This window comes from Burkholderia sp. MSMB617WGS (assembly GCF_001532025.2).
GTDB classification, from domain to species: Bacteria; Pseudomonadota; Gammaproteobacteria; order Burkholderiales; family Burkholderiaceae; genus Burkholderia; species Burkholderia savannae.
Map to the genome: position 1 here is coordinate 818,957 of NZ_CP013457.1, position 21,446 is coordinate 840,402.

At 69.3% G+C, this 21,446-nt stretch carries 20 protein-coding genes; 6 read left to right on the top strand and 14 right to left on the bottom strand.

Annotated elements, in window-relative coordinates; all coding sequences use genetic code 11:
• Positions 1-92: 92 nt before the first annotated feature.
• Complete coding sequence (locus tag WT60_RS04170; protein ID WP_060356313.1) at positions 93-779, bottom strand: YafY family protein; 687 nt, start codon at positions 777-779, stop codon at positions 93-95.
• Between the two features lie 93 nt (positions 780-872).
• Between WT60_RS04170 and WT60_RS35550 the strand changes: the two genes are divergently transcribed.
• Entirely contained in the window at positions 873-1,376 is a 504-nt protein-coding gene (locus WT60_RS35550; RefSeq protein WP_060356312.1) for a hypothetical protein, read from the top strand.
• On the opposite strand, the gene WT60_RS04180 is transcribed toward WT60_RS35550, so the two are convergent.
• On the bottom strand, positions 1,363-1,755 hold the full coding sequence (locus WT60_RS04180) for a VOC family protein (protein WP_038755488.1): 393 nt from the start codon (positions 1,753-1,755) through the stop codon (positions 1,363-1,365). The two genes, WT60_RS35550 and WT60_RS04180, sit on opposite strands and share 14 nt — an antisense overlap.
• 212 nt (positions 1,756-1,967) lie before the next feature.
• Here WT60_RS04180 and WT60_RS04185 point away from each other — a divergent pair, with 212 nt between their 5' ends.
• Entirely contained in the window at positions 1,968-2,378 is a 411-nt protein-coding gene (locus tag WT60_RS04185) for a hypothetical protein (protein ID WP_145986727.1), read from the top strand.
• Between the two features lie 291 nt (positions 2,379-2,669).
• Positions 2,670-3,140: an SRPBCC family protein gene (locus WT60_RS04190; RefSeq protein WP_038744358.1), complete on the top strand. Its 471-nt coding sequence runs from the start codon at positions 2,670-2,672 to the stop codon at positions 3,138-3,140.
• A 492-nt stretch (positions 3,141-3,632) separates the two neighbouring features.
• Here the strand turns inward: WT60_RS04190 and WT60_RS04195 are convergent, their stop codons facing one another.
• From WT60_RS04195 to WT60_RS04225, 7 genes are all read right to left on the bottom strand, one after another.
• Positions 3,633-4,931: a class I SAM-dependent RNA methyltransferase gene (locus tag WT60_RS04195; protein ID WP_038744356.1), complete on the bottom strand. Its 1,299-nt coding sequence runs from the start codon at positions 4,929-4,931 to the stop codon at positions 3,633-3,635.
• Positions 4,932-5,295: 364 nt separating this feature from the next.
• A complete protein-coding gene (locus WT60_RS04200) occupies positions 5,296-7,407 on the bottom strand; it encodes a site-specific recombinase (RefSeq protein WP_038744354.1) in 2,112 nt (703 codons plus the stop codon).
• Positions 7,408-8,084: 677 nt separating this feature from the next.
• Positions 8,085-8,348: a hypothetical protein gene (locus WT60_RS34295; protein WP_186448562.1), complete on the bottom strand. Its 264-nt coding sequence runs from the start codon at positions 8,346-8,348 to the stop codon at positions 8,085-8,087.
• A 437-nt stretch (positions 8,349-8,785) separates the two neighbouring features.
• Positions 8,786-9,580, bottom strand: a complete 795-nt coding sequence (locus WT60_RS04210; protein WP_059583392.1) for a PqiC family protein — start codon at positions 9,578-9,580, stop codon at positions 8,786-8,788.
• A complete protein-coding gene (locus WT60_RS04215; RefSeq protein WP_038753267.1) occupies positions 9,577-11,232 on the bottom strand; it encodes an MlaD family protein in 1,656 nt (551 codons plus the stop codon). Before WT60_RS04215 ends, WT60_RS04210 begins: the two co-directional genes overlap by 4 nt.
• Complete coding sequence (locus tag WT60_RS04220) at positions 11,225-11,887, bottom strand: paraquat-inducible protein A (protein WP_038753269.1); 663 nt, start codon at positions 11,885-11,887, stop codon at positions 11,225-11,227. Before WT60_RS04220 ends, WT60_RS04215 begins: the two co-directional genes overlap by 8 nt.
• The gene (locus tag WT60_RS04225) at positions 11,884-12,567 is read right to left on the bottom strand and encodes a paraquat-inducible protein A (RefSeq protein WP_038753272.1); all 684 of its coding nucleotides are present in this window, start codon (positions 12,565-12,567) and stop codon (positions 11,884-11,886) included. The genes WT60_RS04220 and WT60_RS04225 overlap by 4 nt, the downstream gene beginning before the upstream one ends.
• A gap of 262 nt (positions 12,568-12,829) precedes the next feature.
• Here WT60_RS04225 and WT60_RS04235 point away from each other — a divergent pair, with 262 nt between their 5' ends.
• The 3 genes from WT60_RS04235 (at position 12,830) to WT60_RS04245 (ending at position 14,607) form a co-directional block, all read left to right on the top strand.
• Entirely contained in the window at positions 12,830-13,390 is a 561-nt protein-coding gene (locus WT60_RS04235; protein WP_038753276.1) for a cytochrome b, read from the top strand.
• 11 nt (positions 13,391-13,401) lie between these two features.
• Positions 13,402-13,962: a YceI family protein gene (locus WT60_RS04240; RefSeq protein ID WP_038753278.1), complete on the top strand. Its 561-nt coding sequence runs from the start codon at positions 13,402-13,404 to the stop codon at positions 13,960-13,962.
• A gap of 66 nt (positions 13,963-14,028) precedes the next feature.
• A complete protein-coding gene (locus WT60_RS04245) occupies positions 14,029-14,607 on the top strand; it encodes a YceI family protein (protein WP_038753426.1) in 579 nt (192 codons plus the stop codon).
• Between the two features lie 358 nt (positions 14,608-14,965).
• Here the strand turns inward: WT60_RS04245 and secF are convergent, their stop codons facing one another.
• The 5 genes from secF to queA form a co-directional block, all read right to left on the bottom strand.
• The gene (gene secF / locus WT60_RS04250; RefSeq protein ID WP_038753280.1) at positions 14,966-15,916 is read right to left on the bottom strand and encodes a protein translocase subunit SecF; all 951 of its coding nucleotides are present in this window, start codon (positions 15,914-15,916) and stop codon (positions 14,966-14,968) included.
• Positions 15,917-15,931: 15 nt separating this feature from the next.
• The gene (secD, locus tag WT60_RS04255; RefSeq protein WP_038753282.1) at positions 15,932-17,962 is read right to left on the bottom strand and encodes a protein translocase subunit SecD; all 2,031 of its coding nucleotides are present in this window, start codon (positions 17,960-17,962) and stop codon (positions 15,932-15,934) included.
• Positions 17,963-18,068: 106 nt separating this feature from the next.
• Complete coding sequence (gene yajC, locus WT60_RS04260; protein ID WP_009913541.1) at positions 18,069-18,395, bottom strand: preprotein translocase subunit YajC; 327 nt, start codon at positions 18,393-18,395, stop codon at positions 18,069-18,071.
• Positions 18,396-18,771: 376 nt separating this feature from the next.
• Complete coding sequence (gene tgt / locus WT60_RS04270; protein ID WP_038753284.1) at positions 18,772-19,959, bottom strand: tRNA guanosine(34) transglycosylase Tgt; 1,188 nt, start codon at positions 19,957-19,959, stop codon at positions 18,772-18,774.
• Positions 19,960-20,238: 279 nt separating this feature from the next.
• Positions 20,239-21,324 (bottom strand): tRNA preQ1(34) S-adenosylmethionine ribosyltransferase-isomerase QueA, encoded by a 1,086-nt coding sequence (gene queA / locus WT60_RS04275; RefSeq protein ID WP_038753286.1) that lies wholly within the window; start codon positions 21,322-21,324, stop codon positions 20,239-20,241.
• Positions 21,325-21,446 lie beyond the last annotated feature (122 nt).

Consider the following 21,446-nt stretch of genomic DNA (forward strand, 5'->3'; position numbering starts at 1 on the left):
AGTGGTGGCTCGCAACTCACAATTCGCGACTCGCGACTCGCCGCGACGCGTTTTGCGGGCATTCGAGATCGCGCGGCGCGATTGCGCCGCGTTCAGCGCACGGGCGCGTTCGCCTTGCGCAGATAGTCGGCGAGCCGCTTGCCCTCCTGATCCGGAAACGGGTCGTGCACCGCGACCTCGTTCATGCGCGCGATGTCGAACGTGCGGAAGTCCTCGCGCAGTTCGCACCACGCGCCGATCGTCCAGCGCCCGCCCCAGTACACGAGCCCGAGCGGCCACACGCGGCGCGTCGTCCGCGCGCCGAGCCGGTCGCAGTACGCGAAGCTCACGACGCGGCGGCCGTCGACCGCTTCGTGCAGCGCATCCACTTTCTCCGAGAACGCGCGGTCGATGTGAAACGACGGCGCGAACACCGCGAGCCGGTCGAGCGTCGCGCGCTTGTCGGCGGGCATCGCCGACGCGATCTTCGCGAGCGCCGAACGCGCGCCGCCCGCGAAGCGCGCGCCGCCCCACGTCTCGAGCATCCGCGCGCCCGCCGCGAGCGCGGCGAGCTCTTCCGCGGTGAACGTGAGGGGCGGCAGGCTCGCCGCGCGGTTCAGGCGGTAGCCGATCCCGGCTTCGCCTTCGATCGGCACGCCCGACAGTTGCAGGTCGCGCACGTCGCGATACACGGTGCGCGGCGATACCGACAGCCAGTCGGCGAGTTGCTGCGCGGTCGTCAGGCGGCGGCCGCGCAGCAATTCGGCGATCTGGAACAGACGGTCGGCGCGGCGCGTCATCGCGAGCCTTCGAGAGTGGGAACGAGGGGGGCAATGCCGCGATGATAGCGCCGCGCGCGACGGCGGGCGCGCGCGGTTTTCGTAGGCGATCCGATGTGCGCGATCGTTGCGGCGGGCGATTGCACGTGCTTCGATGTCGGCGGCGCTACGGCCGTCATCGGGGGTGATGTCGACGTCGATGCTGATGTCGACGCTGGCGCTGGCGCTGACGCTGACGCCGCTGACGCCGCTGCCGCCAACGTCGCCAACGTCGCCAACGTCGCCAACACCGCCAACACCGCCAACACCGCCAACACCGCCAACACCGCCAACACCGCCAACACCGCCAACACCGCCAACACCGACACCGCCGCCGCCGTTTCCCCAGCCGCACGCGCCGCCGTGCGGTTGGCGATTGCCGCTTCCGCCTTCGTCGCCGTTCCCGCCACCGTCTTCGGCGTCGACACCGACACCGACACCATGCCGAAGGCCATTCTCCACGCCGGCTCGCACGCTGCCGCATGCGCGCCGGCGCGGCGCGTCCCGGCTCGCGCGGCCGACGTTCTGCCCGTCGGCGCAAGCACGCATCTCACCGGCGACGCGCTCAGCTGCATTTGAGCGAATGCAGGCCGACGCGATTGCCTTCGGTGTCGACGAGATAGCCGATGTAGCCGTAGTTGTTCGGCAGCTCGATCACCGAGCCCTGCACAATGCCGCCCGCGCGCTTCGCACGCTCGAGCGCGGCCGTCACCGGGCCGTTCGCGTTCAGGTAGACGACGGTGCCGTCCGCGCCCGGCTTCAGTCGCTGCGGATCGTAGACGACCGCGCCGCCCGTGGCCGCCTCCGGATGCACGAAGACCGCGGTCGGCACGCCGCCGATCACCTCGCGCTGCAACGCCGTTTGCAGCACGGTCTCGTAGAAGCGGATCGCGCGGTCGAAATCGACTGACGGAATGTCGAACCAGGCGATCACGCGTTCGCTGTTTGCGGTAGTCATTGCAAGCTCCTTGTACGTTGATGTGCGGGGGAGTCCGCCCCGGAAACCCGCGTCGCGGCGCGACGGCTTCGCAGTGTGCGCGGAGCCTGCTGACAACGTATTGTCAGCAGCGTAACGGTGCTTGACGCGCTACTTTCAGGTCGCAAAATGAAGCCGTGCCGCCCGGCGTTCGACGACCTCGCATTCGATGCGCGCGCGGCCCACGCGCACCGTTGCCGGCGCGATTCGCCGCATACGCCGCGCGCGACGGCCGACGTGAACCGAACCCGGCGGAGGGCTCGGCGAACGGCTTGTCGAGGGGGGGAGAGGGGCTCGTCGAAGAGCTTGTCGAAGAGCTTGCCGAAGAGCTTGCCGAAGAGCTTGCCGAAGAGCTTGCCGAAGAGCTTGCCGAAGAGCTTGCCGAAGAGCTTGCCGAAGAGCTTGCCGAAGAGCTTGCCGAAGAGCTTGCCGAAGAGCTTGCCGAAGAGCTTGCCGAAGAGCTTGCCGAAGAGCTTGCCGAAGAGCTTGCCGAAGAGCTTGCCGAAGAGCTTGCCGAAGAGCTTGCCGAAGAGCTTGCCGAAGAGCTTGCCGAAGAGCTTGCCGAAAGCGGCTGGACAAAGAACTCGCCGATAGGTTCGCCATAACACCGGCGACGCGCCGCGAGGCGTCGGCAATCGACGGGGCGGCACGTGCGAGACGTGCTTCGAGGGTGTGAATACCGCAGCGAGCGTGCGGCGCGCGGCCGCCAGAAATTGGATGACCCGAATTCCGAGCCGCTCGCCGCGCTCGCCGCGCTCGACGAGATCGACGAGATCGACGAGATCGACGAAACCGCCGAGCGCCGGATCGGCAAGCTCGGGCGCCGCCCGCAGGCGCTCGCCAATCCGCAACGCGGGCCCGGCGCGGCCCGCACCGATGAGGACAGGGAGACGACGATGGCTGACCCCGCTTATGTGTACGTGACATACATCGCATCGACGCCCGAGCGCGTGTTCGATGCGCTCACCAACGCGGAGCTGACGAAGGAGTACTGGTGCCGGCACCGCAACGCGTCGCCGGACTGGAAGCCCGGTTCGCGCTGGGAGCACCAGGATTACGACGATCCGCGCACGGTCGATCTCGTCGGCGACGTGATCGAGAACGATTCGCCGAGCCGGCTCGTGATCTCGTGGCGATTTCCGACCGGCAGCGAGGACACGCGCGTGACGTTCGCCGTCGAGCCGTTCATGGACGACGCGGTGCGCCTCACCGTGAAGCACGAGAATCTCGTGCCGGATTCGGACATGGACCGCGGAATCAGGATGGGCTGGCCCGTCGTGCTGTCGAGCCTGAAGACGCTGCTCGAGACGGGGCGGCCGCTCGCGATGACGGCGCGCCGTTGGCACGGTGACGTTGAAAAGAAATGACGACTGCGCGCTCGCCGCATCGACATGCGCGCCGCACGACGCACGGGGCCGGCGGGGCGATTCGAGCGCGGCTGCCGATGCGGGCCAGCGGCGCGTCGTGTCGAACCGGCCGCAGTCAACCGGCCGCGCCGGATGGGGGCCGGCGCGCGGGCGGGCGATCGCGCCTGCGGCTCGGAATCGGCGCGTTCGCCACACGGCGCAAGCTTGATGCGGACCGTTCGCGCTTCGTGCCTGACCGGCCGCGCTTATCCCGCCGTGCTTGACCGGCCGTGCCCGACCGGCGGCGCCTGACCGGCGGCGCCCGACCGGCGGCGCCCGACCGGCCGAGCTCAATGGCCGAGCTCAACGGCCGAGCTCAACAGGCTGTGCCCGCCCGGCCGTGTCCAACATCCGCACCGAATGATTCGGCGCGCCACGGGGCGCTCGCGTCAGCCGCTCCGGATCGCCGCTTGCGCGGCGCGGGCAATGCGCCGCCGCCGAACGCGCCGCGCGTTACTCGCCGTCGCCGTCGGCGGCCGCCGGGCGCTGCCGGACGCTGCCCGCGATCAGATCGAAGCGGAACAGCCGGCACTCGAGCGCGCCGTTGAAGAGCGGCGTCTTCGCCGATTCGCGCAGCCGCAGCTGGCCCGGCAGCGTGCGGTCCGAGCTCAGCATGAACGCCTGCCAGCCGGTGAAGCGCTGCTTGAGCGCGTCGCCCACCGCGCGGAAGAATTCGCCGTCGGGCGCGTCGGTGTGCGTGCGGCGGAACGCGTCGTCGCCGCCGCGGTTTCTCCCCGTCTCGCGCGCGTCGCCGCGCGGGCCGCGGCCGCGCACCTCGATCCGTTCGCCGTACGGCGGGTTCGTGACGATCACGCCGGGCGTTTCGACGGGCGGCGCCATGTTGCGCGCGTCGAGCTGCTTGAGCCACAGCGACGGCACGCCCGCGCGCTCGAGGTTCGCGCGCGTCTTCTCGAGCATGTCGCCGGAGATGTCGCTGCCGAAGACGAGCAGGTCATCGCGCTTGCCGCGCGCCGCGCGCTTCGCGTCCATCGCCGCGACCTTCAGCGCCTGCCACGCGGTGATGTCGTACTGCTTGAGCTTCTCGAAGCCGAAGCGGCGCTCGATGCCCGGCGCCACGCCGAGCGCGATCTGCGCGGCTTCCGCGACGAACGTGCCGCTGCCGCACATCGGGTCGTACAGCGGCGTGCCGGGCGTCCAGCCGGTCAGGCGCAGGATGCCCGCCGCGAGGTTCTCGCGCAGCGGCGCCGCGCCCTTGTCGAGGCGCCAGCCGCGCTTGAATAGCGGCTCGCCCGACGTATCGAGGTAAAGCGTGCAGTCGCCGGCCGTCAGGAACGCGAATACGCGAACGTCCGGCTGCGCGGTGTCGACGCTCGGGCGCGCGCCCGTCTTCTCGCGCAGGCGGTCGCAGATCGCGTCCTTCACGCGCAGCGTCGCGAATTCGAGGCTCTTCAGCGGCGACTTGATCGCGGTGATGTCGACGCGCAGCGTCTGCGTCGACGCGAACCAACGCTCCCAAGGCTGCTCGAGCGCGAGCGCGTAGACGTCCTGCTCGTTGCGGTACGGACGGTGCGCGATCTTCAGCAGCACGCGGCTCGCGATCCGCGAATGCAGGTTGGCCGCCATGCCGGCCGCCCAGCCGCCGCGGAAATGGACGCCGCCCGGCACCTGCTCGCCCGCGTCGTACGGGGCGATCGCATGGCGCGCGGCGATTTCCGCGAGCTCGGCGGCGAGCGCGGCTTCGAGCCCGCGCGGGCAGGGAGCGAAGAAGTCGAATAGGGTCGGCGAGGACATAAGGCGGGCTGGTGCGTGCAAAAGTACGCCATTGTACGCGGGGTGGGCGGGCTCGCCGCGGGCGGTTGCGCAGAGCGCCGCGCATCGGCGCAGGGTAGGCGAAATCGTGCGTGTTGGCGTATCGGGGTATCGGCGCGTCGCCGTGTTCCCGTGCGGCGGATCGACTTTCTTGATTTCTTCGACTTCCTCGACTTCGACGCACGCACCCTGTTCGTTGTCGCGATTCGCGCGCGGCGGCCGGGGCGGCGCGAGGTCGCCGCGTGCCGCCCCGGTGCCCGCGGTGCGTCGCGCGGCGCCGTCGGCGCGCTTTCCCCGCTCGGGGCGCCGCCGCCGTGCCGCCGCGCCGGCCCGCTCGGCCGCCCGATCAGTGCGCGCGGGAATCGCTTGCCGCGGCGCCGCGCGGCGGCCAGACGAGGCTCGCCGGCCGCGCGAGCACGGCGCGGCCGATCGCGGCGACGAGCGCGCGCACCTTCGTCGGCCGCAGGCTGCGCGAGCGCACCGCCATCGTGAACGCGAGCGCGAAGCTCACCGCGACGTTGAGGATCGCCATGCTGAAGACGCCCGCAACCGCCCACCACAGCTCGGCCGAGCGCAGCGTTTCCTCGCCGAGCACGCCGAGCGCGACGCCGATCGAGCCTGCGGAGAGCGTCACGTGCCGCACCTCGAACGAGAACGCGAATGCGCTGACGATCGCCGGCACGAGGCCGAGCATCAGCCCGAGCCCGACGTTGGCGACCACGCCCGCCACGTTCGAGCGGCAGAAATGCGCGAGCTTCGCCGCGCCCGCGACGCCGAGCGTGATCCGCAGGCGGCGGTTGTACGCGAGCGCGTCGCCGACGCGATGCAGCACGAACCAGTTGTCGGCCCAGCCGGCAAGCAGGCTCGACGCCCACAGCAGCACGCCCGTCAGCGCCGCGTAGATCGGCGTCGGGCCGATGAGCGAGAACGACTTCAGCGTCGCGTGCGCCTTCTCCGGCGAAATCACGTTCGCGTGCAGCACGCTGCTCGCGAACATCTGCACGGCGAAGCAGACGGGCAGCACGACGAGCACGTTGCCGCAGATCGCGGCCGCCTGCGTGCGGATCAGCGCGATCACCGACGACACGAACTGCTTCACGCCTTCGTCGTGGCCGGTGCCGTCGAGCTCGCGCGCGAGCGTCGGCGCGGTCATCGCGGGCTGCTTCGTCGCGAGCGTGAAATGCAGGAAGTGCATCAGCATGAAGCTCGCCGCGTAGTTGATGCCGGCGAGCAGCCCTTCGAGCATCGATTGCAGGTGCGCGCCCGTGATCCCGAACTTGATGCAGACGGTCACGACCGTCACGAGCCCGCCGCCCGCCGCCGCCCGCAGCATCCTCAGATACTCGGCGCGGCCGCGCGAGATGTAGTGCTCGCCGGTGTCGGCGTTGGTCTCGACGAGCTTGCGCGCGAAGAGGGCGAAGTTGCTGCGCACGAGGTGCGACACGCTCTGGCTGTTTTGATTCGCGTCGACGAGCTCGGCCGTCAGGCGCGCGAGGCCGCGCAGATCGTCGCGCGCCATCCACGCATTCAGCAGCGTCTCCGCGCGCAGGATGCGCATGCGCATGCGCTCGACCTGGAACACGATGTCGACCGACACGCCGTTGCGGTACAGATGCGAGAACACGTCGTCGATCGACACGCGGCACTCGTCGAGCAGCACGCGCAGATAGTTGACTTCGTGCAGCAGCTTGCTCGGAGCGCCGCCGTCGTCGAGCGCGGCTTGCGCGGTCTCGACGGCGAGCATCGCGCGCGTGAGCCGGTAGAACGGCTGCGCTTCGAGCGGCGTGCGCGCGTCCTCGTCCGACAGGCGGCTGCGTACCGTCTGCGACAGGCCCGTCGAGCTGATCTGGCACGTGAGGTTGTGCAGCGCGGCGAGCAGGTCGCGCGAGAGCGAGCCGGGCTGGTGGCGCTCCTTGTCGGTCACGTCGAACGCGAACAGATCGGCCAGGCGCGCGAGCAGATCGTCGGGCAGCGCGTCGATCCATTGCGCGTCGGGCGTCGACGGAAACATCAGCGTGAACAGCGCGGCGAGCTCGCGGCGGTTCGGCGCGGGCGGGATCAGCGACGAGTCGATCCGCTCGACGAGCGCGCCGAAGAAGCCCGAATGCACGGGCATTCCGGCGTCGCACAGCAGCGAGATGCCGTCGCTTTCGCGCAGCACGCCGCGCAGCACGCGCGCGACGTTCGTCTTCCACTCGGGGTTGCGATCGAGCACGTGGAGCACGTAGCGCAGCCGCGCGTGCGCGGCGAACGTGCGTTCGCCGGATTCGGCCTGCGCGGGCGCGGCGGCCAGCATCGCGCCGTCGCGGCGCAGCCAGTGCGCGAGCTCGATCAGCCATTCGGCGCGCTCCGCGTAAGGAGCGTCGGCGTCGGCCGTCGCGAGGAGCGCGTCGAGCTGATGACTCGCGCTGCGCGACGCGCGCCACTTCTTGATCAGGGTCGTCAGGGATTCGAACATAAGCGGAATATCGGGCGCCCCGAAGGGCAGGGTTCTGTCGGAATGCTGCGCAAACCGGCGGCGCGGCGCAAGGGCGGCTCGCGCGCGGCGGTTCGGTCGATCGTGCAATCGTTCTGGCGTACGTCGAATGCGCGGCGCCGCGGCTCGCGGCGCGATGACGGACCGGCACGGTCCGGGACGACGGCGGGGCGGCGCGGCAGGCGCACGTGGCCCCCGGCTCGCCGGAAGGTGCGTAGGATCGTCAATCGACGCAAAAAACGCAAGGCGACTGTCGGCGGCGCCGTCGGTTCCTCGGTCGAATCGATAAACAATGTCAAACGGACCGTCGGACCGTCGGGCCGTTGGGATTTCGGGCTGTCGGGATTTCGGGTTGTCCGGCCGTCGGGCCGTCACGCCGGTTGGGGCGGGCGGTCGGACCAGCGGATAGGCCGACGGGCACGGCCCCGAGGCCGGATTCGGCCCGGCAAGGGCGGGGCGCGCGTCGTGGCGGTCGGGCCGGCGGCTCGGCGACGGCAGCGGCTTGGTCGGGCGATCTGCGGCTATCGGCCGCGACCGCCGAATCCGGGTGCTGACCGGAGCGACTGCGCCGGACAGCCGGCGGTTCACGGGCGGCGGGGCTCACGCGTTACCGGAGCGGCACAAAATCGATCGATTCGGTGCAGGCCGGGCGAACCGGCTTATGCGATCATTTTTGCCGCTTCCGCCGCTTCCGCCGCTTCCGCCGCTTCCGCCGCTTCCGCCGCTTCCGCCGCTTCCGCCGCTTCCGCGGCTTCCGCCGCTTCCGCCGCTTCCGCCGCTTCCGCCGCTTCCGCCGCTTCCGCCGCTTCCGCCGCTTCCGCCGCTTCCGCCGCTTCCGCCACTTCCGCCGCTTCCGCCGCTTCCGCCGCTTCCGCCGCTTCCGCCAGCTTCACCGCTGCCGCGATCCATTCCGGAGCGATCAAGTTGCACGACGCCGCTGCCTCGGCTACCTCACCGCGAACCGCGAACCGCGAACCGCCTCAACCGTCGGCTGCTCACCACTCACCACTCACCACTCACCACTCACCACTCACCACTCACCACTCACCACTCACCACTCACCGCCCAACCGCCCAACCGCTCAACCGCTCAACCGCTCAACCGCTCAACCGCTCAACCGCTCAACCGCTCAACCGCTCAACCGCTCAACCGCTCAACCGCCCAACCGTCCAACCGCCCAACCGCCCAACCGTCCAACCGCCCAACCGCCCAACCGTCCAACCGCCCAACCGTCCAACCGTCCAACCGCTCAACCGCCCAACCGCCCAACCGCCCAACCGCCCAACCGCCCAACCGCCCAACCGTCCAACCGCCAAATTCCCCCCGCCGCGCCGATCCCTCCCGCCGCGCCGCGCGCGCATCACGGCGCGTCGCCGACGCGCTGCGTGTCCGCCGCAGCCGGATTTGCCGGACAGCGCGCGACCGGCGTCGCGAGCACGGACGCATCGCCCGCCGCCGTTTCCTTCGCCGCCGTCGAGGCTTTCTTCGCCGCTGCCCCGCTCGTCGCGCCGCTCGCCGTGGCCTTCGCCGCGCCGCTCGCGCGCGCCGCCGCCATTGCGCGCACGCCGGCCGCGATCTGCTCGGCGAGCGCGCCGACCGCGTCCCGGTGGCCCGCGACGAGCGCGTCGTAGCCCGGCTGCACCGGCTCGACGACGTCGGTGCGACAGGTCATCACCGCCAGGCTCGGCAGCGCGCGCACGCTCCAGACGGCCGCGAGCGCCGCATGCCGGCCCGGCCACGACTCGAAGCGCTGGACGTTCACGCTCACCCGATAGACGGGCACGCCCGCCGGATATGCGGCGTCGGCGACGTCGATCGTGTCGAGCCGCCGCGTGAGCGCCGACGACAGCGCGCGGCGGATCTCGTCGGCGGGCGGCGACGCCCAGCGCTCCTGCTCGAGCACGTCGACTTGCGCGGCGTTCCGCTGCACGACGAACTGATTTTTCGCGACCTGTTCCGGCACGCCGACGGACGGCACCTGGATCAGGAACGCGGGATTCGCGCTGACGGTTTGTGCGGCGCCGGCCGCCGCCGCGGCGTCGAGCGTGTAGAAGCGCGCGGGCGGCGACGACGAGCAGGCCGCGAGCGTGGCCGCCGCCGCGGCCACCGCCGCGGCGCGCGCGAAACGCGCCGGTCGGAGCGAGCGTGCGGTCATTTCTGATCTCCTGGTTTGCCTTTCAGCAGCGATTCGGGGTGCCGTTCGAGGTAGTCGGCGAGCGCGTTGAGCGACTGCAGCGTGCGCGTGAGCTCCTTCAGCGCGCCGCGCACGTCCGATTGCAGCGGCGAATCCTGCTGCAGCGTCGCTTCCGCGGTCGCGAAGGTCTGCTTCGCGGCCGACAGCGTGTCGCGCGCCTCGGGCGCGACTTCGGTGTCGAGCCGCTTGAACAGCTTGTCCGCGTTCGCGAGCGCGCTGTTCAGGTTCGCGCCGATCTGGTCGAACGGCACCTTGTCGAGCTTCTTCGCGATGTCGGCGACTTGCAGCTGCAGCTCGTCGAGCGTGTTCGGCACGGTCGGCAGCTCCACGGGCAGGCGGTCAAGATCGATCTTCACGGGCTGCGCCTTCGGGAAGAAATCGAGCGCGACGTAGAGCTGGCTCGTCAGCAGGTTGCCCGTGCGCAGCTGGCCGCGCAGCCCGTGCTGGACGAGCCGCGACAGCACCTCGCGCCGCGCCGCGTCGCCCTTGTCCTGCGCCGCCTCGCGGAACTTCCGGCCGAGCCGGTCGGGGAACACGTTCATCGTCACCGGCATCGTGAAGTTCTTCGTCTTCGGGTCGTAGTCGATGCCGATGTTCGTCACCTGGCCGAGCACGATGCCGCGGAAGTCGACGGGCGCGCCGACGGACAGCCCGCGCAGCGACTGGTTGAAGTTCATCACGACCTGCACCGGCTCGCCGTCCGGCTCGCGCATCGCGTCGGTCTCGTCGGCGCCCAAGCGGAACGTCATGTTGTTCGGCGCGGGCGAGCCGGCCGACTGGTTCGGCGGCGACTGGAACGCGATGCCGCCGAGGATCACCGTCGCGAGCGACTGCGTGTTCAGCTTGAAGCCGCTCGAGTCGAGCCGCAGGTCGACGCCGCTCGCCTGCCACCAGCGCGAATTCAGGCCGACGTACTGATCGTAAGGCGCGGTGACGAACACGCGGAACGTGACTCCCGTGCCGTCCTTGTCGAGCGAGAAGCCGACCACCTGGCCGACCTGCACGCGCCGGTAGTAGATCGGCGAGCCGATGTCGATCGAGCCGAGCGAATCGCCGCGCAGCACGTACTGCGTGCCTTTCTGGTCGCCGGTGACGGCGGGCGGCGTCTCGAGCCCGGTGAACGACTCCTCGGTCTCGTCCGAGCGGCCCGCGTCGACGCCGATGTACGCGCCCGACAGCAGCGTGCCGAGGCCCGACACGCCGGTCGCGCCGACCCGCGGCCGCACGACCCAGAAGCGCGAGCCCTTCACCGCGAAGTTCTCGGCCTCCTTCTTCAGCTGCACTTCGACGAGCACGTGCGACAGATCCTTCGACAGCTTGATCGTCTTGACCATGCCGATCTCGACGTCCTTGTATTTGACCTGCGTCTTGCCGGGCTCGAGGCCCTCGGCGCTCTTGAAGCTGAGCGTGATCTCCGGCCCGCGCTCGAGCACCGATTTGACGACGAGCCCGATGCCGATCAGCGCGGCGACGAGCGGCACGAGCCACACGAGCGACGGCAGCCAGCCGGAGCGCCGCGTGATCACGGGCTCGGGGAGGACGGGCGGCTCGCCGCCGGGCGGGGTGGGAGGGGCCGCGTTCGGGTCGTGCTGCGGGCCTTGCGGTCTATTCATGAGGATTTCCTGAGTTTTCTACGTTGTCCCAGATGAGGCGCGGGTCGAATTGCATCGACGCGAGCATCGTCAGGATCACGACGGAGCCGAACGCGAGCGCGCCGGGGCCCGCCGTGATTACCGCGAGCGAGCGGAAATGGACGAGCGCGACGGTGAGCGTGACGACGAAGATGTCGAGCATCGACCAGCGGCCGATCCGCTCGACGATCCGGTAGAGCTTGGTGCGCTGCATCGGCCGCCACGCGGAGCGGCGCTGCGCGGTGACGACGAGGATCGTGAGCACGCCGAGCTTCAACATCGGCACGAGAATGCTCGCGACGAACACGACGACGGCGAGCGGCCATTCGCCGGACACCCAGAAATACACGACGCCGCTCATGATCGTGTCCTCCTGCGAGCCGACGATCGACGCCGTGCGCATGATCGGCAGCAGGTTCGCCGGAATGTAGAGGATCGCGGCGGCGAGGAGGAGCGCCCAGGTGCGCGCGATGCTGTCCGGTATGCGCAGGTGCAGCGCGGCGCCGCAGCGCGCGCAGTGCTCGGGCGTTTCGTGCGAGCTGAGCGAATCCGGCGACGGGCGGGTGAGCTTCTGCACGTGGCCGCATGCGTGGCAGCTCGCCATGCCGGCCCGCGCGGCGGTGACGATCTCGCTCATCGCGCGCGCGCCTTGCCGGCTTGGCTGGCCGCGCCGGACGCAGCGGCGGTGTCGGCCGCGTCACGCGGCGCGCGCTCGCACAGCGAATCGGCGATGTCCCACAGCGTGCGCGGATCGAACATCACGACGACGGCGAGCATCAGCGTGAGCGCCGCGAACGCGAAGAGCGCGGCCTCGGGAATCACGCGCGCGAGGCTCACCATCTTGACGATCGTGACGAGGATGCCGAGCATGAACACTTCGATCATCCCCCACGGCCGCACGAGCTGGATCGCGCGCAGCACGCGGTTGAAGCCGGGCGGGATCGCGCCCGCGCGCAGCGGGATCAGCACGTAAAGGAGCGCCGACAGCTCGACGAGCGGGAACAGCAGCGTCGAGCAGAACACCATCACCGCGACGAGCGGCATCCCCTGATTCCACATCGCCTCGAGCGCGCCGAAGAGCGTCGTCTGCACGCGCATGCCGTTCACGTCCATTTCGAGGATCGGGAAGCCCTGCGCGATCAGGAAGGTGATGAGCGCGCCCGCCGTGAGCGCGCAGATGCGGTCGATCTGCGCCGAGCCGCTCCGGTAGAGCAGCGCGTCGCAGCGCGGACAGCGGGCGATGTCTTTGCCGCTAAGCGGCGGTTTGTGCAACAGTGCGTCGCATTCGTGACAGGCAATCAGGGCGTTTCTATCCATATGGAAGGGCGGTTGCGCGGCGTCGCGGCGCCGCGTTCACAGGGCCGGAACCCGCGCCAATCTTATCAAAAGGCGGTTTTTGCGGTGTCAAGTACCGGCGCCCGGCCGCCGGCGCCGTCGGGCCGGCCGACCGGCGCGCCCGGCCGGGGCGGCGATTTCGGGATTCTGCCATTCGCGGGCGGTTGCGGTAGCATGGCGGCCGTGACATGCGTCGGACGAATGCGGCAGCGCCGGCGCGGCTTTTCGCTGAACTGAGGATTTCATGGCATCGTTTCCGTCTTCGACGTCCCCCGCAGCTTACACGCGCACCGCGATCGCCCTCCACTGGCTGATCGCGCTGCTCATCGTGTGCGGCTTCGCGCTCGGCTGGGTGATGACGAGCATTCACGGCTTCACGCCGACGAAGCTCAAATACTATTCGTGGCACAAGTGGATCGGCTGCACGGTGTTCGCTTTCGCGATCGTGCGCGTGCTCTGGCGCGCGACCCACGTGCCGCCGCCGATGCCGGCCGGCATGCCCGTATGGCAGCGCGCGGGCGCGCACGCGGTGCACGCGCTCCTTTACGTGCTGATGTTCGCGATTCCGGTGACGGGCTACCTGTACAGCTCGGCCGCGAACATTCCGGTCGTCTATCTCGGGCTCGTGCCGCTGCCGCGCCTGATCGACCCCGATCCCGCGCTGAAGGCGGTGCTGAAGACAGCGCACGTCGCGCTCAACTACGGCCTGCTCGCGCTCGTCGCCGCGCACGTCGCGGCGGCCGTCAAGCACCAGTGGCTCGACCGCGACGGCGTGCTGTCGCGGATGCTTCCGTTCCTCAAATAACAAGGATCGCTATGAAAGTCTCGTTCTACCGCTACATGCTCGCGGCGTTCGCCGCCGCCTCGGTCGCCGTGTCGGGCACCGCGTTCGCGCAGGTCGATCTCGCGAAGAGCAAGGTGTCGGCCGTCTCGAAGCAGATGAACGTGCCGACGGAAGGCGTGTTCAAGAAGTTCTCCGCGCAGATCAAGTTCGACCCGTCGAAGGCCGCGCAGGGCAGCGCGCAGATGACGATCGACGTCGCGAGCTACGATCTCGGCGACCAGATGTACAACGATCAGGTCGCGGGCAAGGACTGGTTCGACGCGAAGGCGTTCCCGCAGGCGAGCTTCGTGTCGAGCGCGATCGCGCCTGCGGGCGGCAACAAGTACAACGTGTCGGGCAAGCTGACGATCAAGGGCAAGACGGTGCCCGTGACGGTGCCCGTGACCATCACGCAGAACGGCGCGTCGCAGGTCTTCGACGGCGTGCTGCCGATCAAGCGCTCGACGTTCAACGTCGGCACGGGCGAATGGAAGGACACGTCCGTCGTCGCCGACGACGTACAGATCAAGTTTCACATCGTCGCCGCGAAGTAACGCGGGCGGCAGTTCGCACCACCCCTGCGCCGCTTCGGAATGCGGCGCCGTCACAAGGAGATTGATTTGAACAAGCAACTGATGATCGCCGCGGGCGCGCTCGCCGCCGCCCTGTCGTTCTCGGCGCATGCGGCGCCCGCAACGTACCAGTTCGATCCGAGCCACACGTATCCGAGCTTCGAGGCGGACCACTTCGGCGGCCTGTCGGTGTGGCGCGGCAAGTTCGACCAGTCGAGCGGCACCGTGACGCTCGACCGCGCGGCGAAGACGGGCACCGTCGACGTGACGACGAAGGTCGCGTCGATCGCGACCGGCAACCAGAAGCTCGACGAGCACCTGCAGACGCCCGATTTCTTCGACGCGTCGAAATACCCGGAAGCGACCTACAAGGGCACGATCAAGTTCGAAGGCGACAAGCCGGCCGAAGTCGTCGGCAACCTGACGCTGCACGGCGTCACGAAGCCGCTCACGCTGAAGATCGATTCGTTCAAGTGCATGCCGCACCCGATGCTGAAGAAGGAAGTGTGCGGCGTCGACGCGGTCGGCGAATTCAACCGCGACGACTTCGGCCTCGACTACGGCAAGCAGTACGGCTTCAAGATGAAGACGAAGCTCCTCATCACGGCCGAAGCGGTCAAGCAGTAACGCGAAGCGGCGCGCCGCCCGCTATGCGCGGCGGCTCCATCGCTCCGACGAACCGCCGCGTCCCGCATCGGGCGCGGCGGTTCTTTTTTGGCGCGCGCGGCGTGTGCCTAGAATCGTCCGCATTCGTGCCGCGGCCCGTTCTTCGCCGCGCTCGTGAGCCTCGCGGCGCTCGTCGCGCTGCGGCGGCGCTTCGGGTTCCGGTAGCGGGGCGTTCGCGTCCGGCGTCGCGCGCGCCGGCGCGTGCGACCGCGTGCGTGCGCGGCGGCGAGCCAAGGAGGCGAGGGGCGCGCGTGCGAGCGATTCGCAGGCGAAAAAAAACCGGTTCGCGAGGAACCGGCTTTTTCGTGCGACAGGGCGCTTACACCTGCGCGCCCGCGTTCGGATCGTTCGGATCGTGCGCGGTCTTCTTCTCCTTGATGAGATCCTCGCGCTTGATGCCGAGCCACATCGCGAGCGAGCCCGCGACGAACACCGACGAATAGATGCCGAACATGATGCCGACCGTCAGCGCGAGCGCGAAGTAGTGCAGCGTCGGGCCGCCGAAGAAGAACATCGACAGCACCATCATTTCGGTCGACGTGTGCGTGATGATCGTGCGCGACATCGTGCTCGTGATCGCGTGGTTGATCACTTCCTGCACCGTCATCTTGCGTTCGCGGCGGAACGTCTCGCGGATTCGGTCGAAGATGACGACCGACTCGTTGACCGAGTAGCCGAGCACCGCGAGCACCGCGGCCAGCACCGACAGCGAGAACTCCCACTGGAAGAACGCGAAGAAGCCGAGAATGATCACGACGTCGTGCAGGTTCGCGATGATGCCGGCGACCGCGTACTTCCATTCGAAGCGGAACGACAGATAAATCACGATGCCGATCACGACGCACGCGAGCGCGAGCAGGCCGTCGGTCGCGAGCTCGCGGCCGACCTGCGGGCCGACGAACTCGACGCGCTGCAGCGTCACGTCGGCGTCCTGCGCCTTCAGCGCGGCCATCACCTGGTCGCTCTGCTGCGCGGACGTGAGGCCCTGCTTGAGCGGCAGGCGGATCAGCACGTTGCGCGACGTGCCGAAGTTCTGCACCTGCGCGTCGGCGTAGCCGAGCGTGCCGAGCGTCGAGCGCACCGGCTCGAGCTGCGCGGTCTGCTGATACTGGACCTCGATCACCGTGCCGCCCGTGAACTCGATGGACAGATGCAGCCCGCGATGGAGCAGGAAGAACACGGCGGCGAGGAACGTCACGAGCGAGATCACGTTGAAGATCAACGCGTGCCGCATGAACGGAATGTCTTTACGGATGCGGAAAAATTCCATGTTCGTCTCCGGCGCTTAGTTGGACGAGCCTTGCTTGGGCGGCACGCCCGGTCCCGAGCGGCGGCGCGCGACCGGCTTGCCGGTGCGCGGCGCGCCGGCCGGCTGCTTCGGCGCGGCGACGCGCGCGCCCTGCGGCGCGTTCGCGCGCGCGTCCTGGCCGAGCTGCGGCGCGGCCGCGGCCGCGGCTTCGGCGGCGGCGGGGCGCCACACCTGGCCGATCGCGAGCGACTGCAGCTTCTTGCGGCCGCCGTACCAGAGGTTCACGAGGCCGCGCGAGAAGAACACCGCGGAGAACATCGACGTCAGGATGCCGAGGCAGTGCACGATCGCGAACGCGCGCACGGGGCCCGAGCCGAACGCGAGGAGGGCGAGGCCGGCGATCAGCGTCGTCACGTTCGAGTCGAGAATCGTCGCCCATGCGTGCGAGTAACCCTGCTGGATCGCGATCTGCGGCGACGCGCCGGCGCGCAGCTCCTCGCGGATGCGCTCGTTGATCAGCACGTTCGAGTCGATCGCCATGCCGAGCGCGAGCGCGATGGCCGCGATGCCGGGCAGCGTGAGCGTCGCCTGCATCAGCGACAGCACCGCGACGAGCAGCAGCAGGTTCACCGACAGGCCGAGCACCGACACGACGCCGAACAGCATGTAGTACGCGATCATGAACACGGCGATCGCGACGAAGCCCCAGACAACCGAGTGGAAGCCCATCTTGATGTTGTCCGCGCCGAGGCTCGGGCCGATCGTGCGTTCCTCGATGATGTCCATCGGCGCGGCGAGCGAGCCCGCGCGCAGCAGGAGCGCGAGATCGGCGGCGGCCTGCGGGGTCGGCTGGCCGGTGATCTGGAAGCGGTCGCCGAGCTCCGATTGGATCGTCGCGACGGTCAGCACTTCGCCCTTGCCCTTCTCGAACAGCACCATCGCCATCGGCTTGCCGATGTTCTCGCGCGACACCGCGCGCACCGCGCGGCCGCCCGCCGAGTCGAGGCGGATGTTCACGGACGGACGCTGATGCTCGTCGAAGCCCGCCGACGCGTCGATGATGCGGTCGCCCGTGAAGATCACCTGCTTCTTCAGCAGCACCGGCGCCTGGTTGCCCTGCGTGAACAGCTCTTCGCCCGGCGGCACCGGATCGTTCGGGTTCGGGTGCAGGTTGAGCGGGTCGGCGAGGCGCGCCTCGAGCGTCGCCGTGCGGCCGATGATGTCCTTCGCCTTCGCGGTGTCCTGCACGCCCGGCAGCTCGACGACGATGCGGTCGTTGCCCTGTTGCTGCAGGATCGGCTCGGACACGCCGAGTTCGTTGACGCGGTTGTGCAGCGTCGTCAGGTTCTGCTTGAGCGCCGCTTCCTCGACGGCCTTCTGGACGGCCGGCGTGAACGTGCCGACGACCTGGTAGCCGCCGCCGCCCGGCTGCGTCGCCCACTGGAGTTCGGAGACGGACGAGGCGAGCAGCTTGCGCGCCTGCTCGGCGGTGTCCTGGTCGGCGAAGTTCGCGACGACCGTCTGATCGACGCGGTTCACGCCGCCGTCGCGGATGCCCTTGTCGCGCAGTTGCGTGCGGGCGTCGGACGCGTCGGAATCGAGCTTCTTCGTCAGCGCGCCCGTCATGTCGACTTGCAGCAGGAAGTGCACGCCGCCGCGCAGGTCGAGGCCGAGATACATCGGCAGCGCGTGCAGCGCGGTCAGCCAGCGCGGCGACGCGCTCTGCAGATTCAGCGCGACGACGTACTGCGGATCGTTCGGATCGGCGTTCAGCGCCTTTTGCAGCATGTCCTTCACGCGCAGCTGCGTGTCGGTGTCCTTCAGGCGCACGCGGATGGTCGCGTTGGCGCTCGCGTTGTCGAAGGTGACGTCGTCGGCCGTGACCTGGCTGGCCTTGAGCGCTGCCTCGACTTGCGCGAGCGTGTCGGCGCCGAGCTTGACCGTGGCCTTGCCGCTCGATACCTGCACCGCCGGCGCTTCGCCGAAGAAGTTGGGCAATGTGTACAGAAAGCCGATGGCGAGCGCCACGACCATCACCACATATTTCCAGATTGGATAACGATTCATGAGGGGGCCGAACGGGATGGTTGGCTGGAATGGCGTCGCGTCCGGCGCCGCTCGCGCCCGCGCGCTTCGCGGCGCGGGCCGTGGGCGGCCGGACGCGGGGCGGGGCTTACAGCGATTTGATCGTGCCCTTCGGCAGGATGGTCGTGACGGCGGCCTTCTGCACGGTGATCTCGGTGCCCTCGGCGATCTCGACGCCGATGTAGGCTTCCGACACCTTCGTCACCTTGCCGACGAGCCCGCCGCTCGTCACCACTTCGTCGCCCTTCGCCATCGCGGCGAGCATGTTGCGATGCTCCTTCTGCCGCTTCATCTGCGGACGGATCATGATGAAGTAGAGCACCGCGAACATCAGGATGAGCGGCAGGAAGCTCATCAGGCTCGATTCGGCACCGCCCGCTGCGCCTTGCGCATAGGCATTGGAAATGAACGACACGTTGGTCTCTCCGTTAGGGAAGATCGAAAAATAAGCCGGTTATTCTACCACCGGCCCTAACCGCGACAGCGGCGCAAATGCGCTTTGGTTTCAAGCTGTTAACCTCGATCCGGCGGCGTTCGCGCGCGTAGCGAAAGATAATTGTAAGGTTTTGCGGGTCCGGCGCGTCGGCGGCGGTCGCCCGATATGCGCGCCGAAGCGCGGGCGCGGCCGGCGCAAACGGGCGAGGGCATTGGGCGGGCGGCATGGCCGCGATGCGCGGCGGCGATTCGCCGCGGAACGTGCGCGCGCACGTGCGCACGTTTCGCGAAGCCGGAGGCATCGCGCCGGCCGACGTGCGCGAAGCCTCTGCGCGCGACGCGCCGCCGCGCCCCCGTCAGTCGACGCCGCGCGCGCGATCCTCCGCGAAGCGCTTCTGGAACGCGTCGAACGTGTGCGTCTCGATCGCCTCGCGGATCTCGCGCATCAGCTCGAGGTAGTAGTGCAGGTTGTGAATCGTGTTGAGCTGCGCGCCGAGAATCTCGCCGACGCGGTGCAAGTGGTGCAGGTAGCCGCGTGAGAAGTTCCGGCAGGTGTAGCAGCCGCAGGTTTCGTCGAGCGGCTTGAGCGAATTCTTGTGCGTGGCGTTGCGGATCTTCACGTCGCCGAAGCGCGTGAAGAGCCAACCGTTGCGCGCGTTGCGGGTCGGCATCACGCAGTCGAACATGTCGACGCCCGCGGCGACGCCCGCGACGAGATCCTCCGGCGTGCCGACGCCCATCAGGTAGTGCGGCTTGTCGGCGGGCAGGCGCGGCGCGACGTGCTCGAGCACGCGCATCATGTCCTCCTTCGGCTCGCCTACCGACAGCCCGCCGATCGCGAGCCCGTGGAAGCCGAGCTCGGCGAGGCCGGCGAGCGATTCGTCGCGCAGATCCTCGTGCATCCCGCCCTGCACGATGCCGAAGAGCGCGTTCGGATTGCCGAGGCGGTCGAACTCGTCGAGCGAGCGTTTCGCCCAGCGCAGCGACATGCGCATCGAATCGGCCGCTTCACGGTGCGTCGTCGGCACGCCGTTGGTCGCGTACGGCGTGCATTCGTCGAACTGCATCACGATGTCCGAGTTCAGCGTCTTCTGGATCTGCATCGACACTTCCGGCGACAGGAACAACCGGTCGCCGTTGATCGGCGACGCGAACGTGACGCCTTCCTCGGTGATCTTGCGCAGATCGCCGAGCGAGAACACCTGGAAGCCGCCCGAATCGGTGAGGATCGGCTTGTGCCAGCCCATGAAGCGGTGCAGCCCGCCGTGCGCCGCGATCGTCTCGAGGCCGGGGCGCAGCCACAGGTGAAACGTATTGCCGAGGATGATCTGCGCGCGCATCTCGTCGAGCTCGCGCGGCTGCACCGCCTTCACGGTGCCATACGTGCCGACCGGCATGAAGATCGGCGTCTCGACCACGCCGTGATTGAGCGTCACGCGGCCGCGGCGCGCACGGCCGTCGGTCGTCAGCAGTTCGAACTTGAGGCCGTTGTGCGGGCGAACGTGATCGTGCGTATCGTGATCGTGGGATGAACCTTCGGTCATCGCTTGATTCTCCTTGCCACCGGAAGCGCTTTGCATGGGACCGGAGTATGCGCTAAAGCGCTGACTCCGGATCGACAAGTCCGGCGCATGTTGAAAGTGCCGCTGGGATTCCGGCGGCGGTGAAAAAGCGGGTGCGCCCGGCAGGCGAAGGCGGCGGACGCTTGCAGCGGGCGCGCGGCGGGCGAAGGCGGCGAGTGCTGCGCGGGCGGCCGGCGCTTGCGACGCGCCGCGGGCGCGTTCGGCACGTGCGCTCGCCGCCGTTGCGCGCGGGCCGCCCGCCTACGCGCCCGGCGTTTGCGGCGTCTCGGGCGTCTCCGGCGTCTCGCGCCGCGTGAGCAGCATCGCGTCGCCGTAGCTGAAGAAACGGTAGCGCGCGTCGATCGCGTGCCGGTACGCGGCGCGGATCGTCTCGACGCCGGCGAACGCCGACACGAGCATCAGCAGCGTCGATTTCGGCAGATGGAAATTCGTCACGAGCCGGTCGACGACGCGAAAGCGATAGCCCGGCGTGATGAAGATGTCGGTTTCCGCGTGCGTCGCGGCGAGCGGCCGGCCGGCATTCTCCGCGTCACGCGCGGCCGCCTCGAGCGCGCGCATCGACGTCGTGCCGACCGCGATCACGCGGCCGCCGCGCGCGCGGGTCGCCGCGATCCGCTCGACGAGCGCGGCGGTCAGCTCGTACGACTCGCTGTGCATCCGGTGCTCGGCGATGTTCTCGACGCGCACCGGCTGGAACGTGCCCGCGCCGACGTGCAGCGTGAGCGTCGCGCGCTCGACGCCGCGCGCGTCGAGCGCGGCGAGCACCGCGTCGTCGAAGTGCAGGCCGGCCGTCGGCGCGGCGACGGCGCCCGGATTCGCCGCGAATACCGTCTGATAGCGGGCCTCGTCGTTCGCATCCGGCACGTGCTCGATGTACGGCGGCAGCGGTAGCCGGCCGTGGCGCTCGATCAGCGCGAGGCAGTCGTCGGGAAAGTGCAGCGTGAAGAACGGCTCGACGCGCTCGCCCACCGTCACGTCGAACGCGTCGGCCAGCGTGAGCGTCGTGCCGGGCGCGGGGCTCTTGCTCGCGCGGATCTGCGCGAGCGCGGTGCGCGCGCCCGTGACGCGCTCGATCAGCACCTCGATCTTGCCGCCGCTCGCCTTGTGGCCGAAGAAGCGCGCCTTCAGCACCTTCGTGTCGTTGAACACGAGCAGGTCGCCCGGCGCGACGCACGCGGGCAGCTCGGCGAAGCGCCGGTCGACGAGGCGCGGGGGCTCGGTCGTGTTGTCCACCTCGAGCAGGCGGCTCGCGCTGCGTTCGGGCAGCGCGGTTTGTGCGATCAGCTCGGGCGGCAGATCGAAATCGAAATCGGAAAGCGTGAGCATGCGAAACGGGGTCGGGGCGGCCGGCCTGACGGGCGAAGCGCGTCGCGGCGCGCACGAGCCGCTATGATGGCGGGGTTGCGCGGCTTGGCCGGCGTCGCTCGTTCGTGCGACGTGAAAGCCGC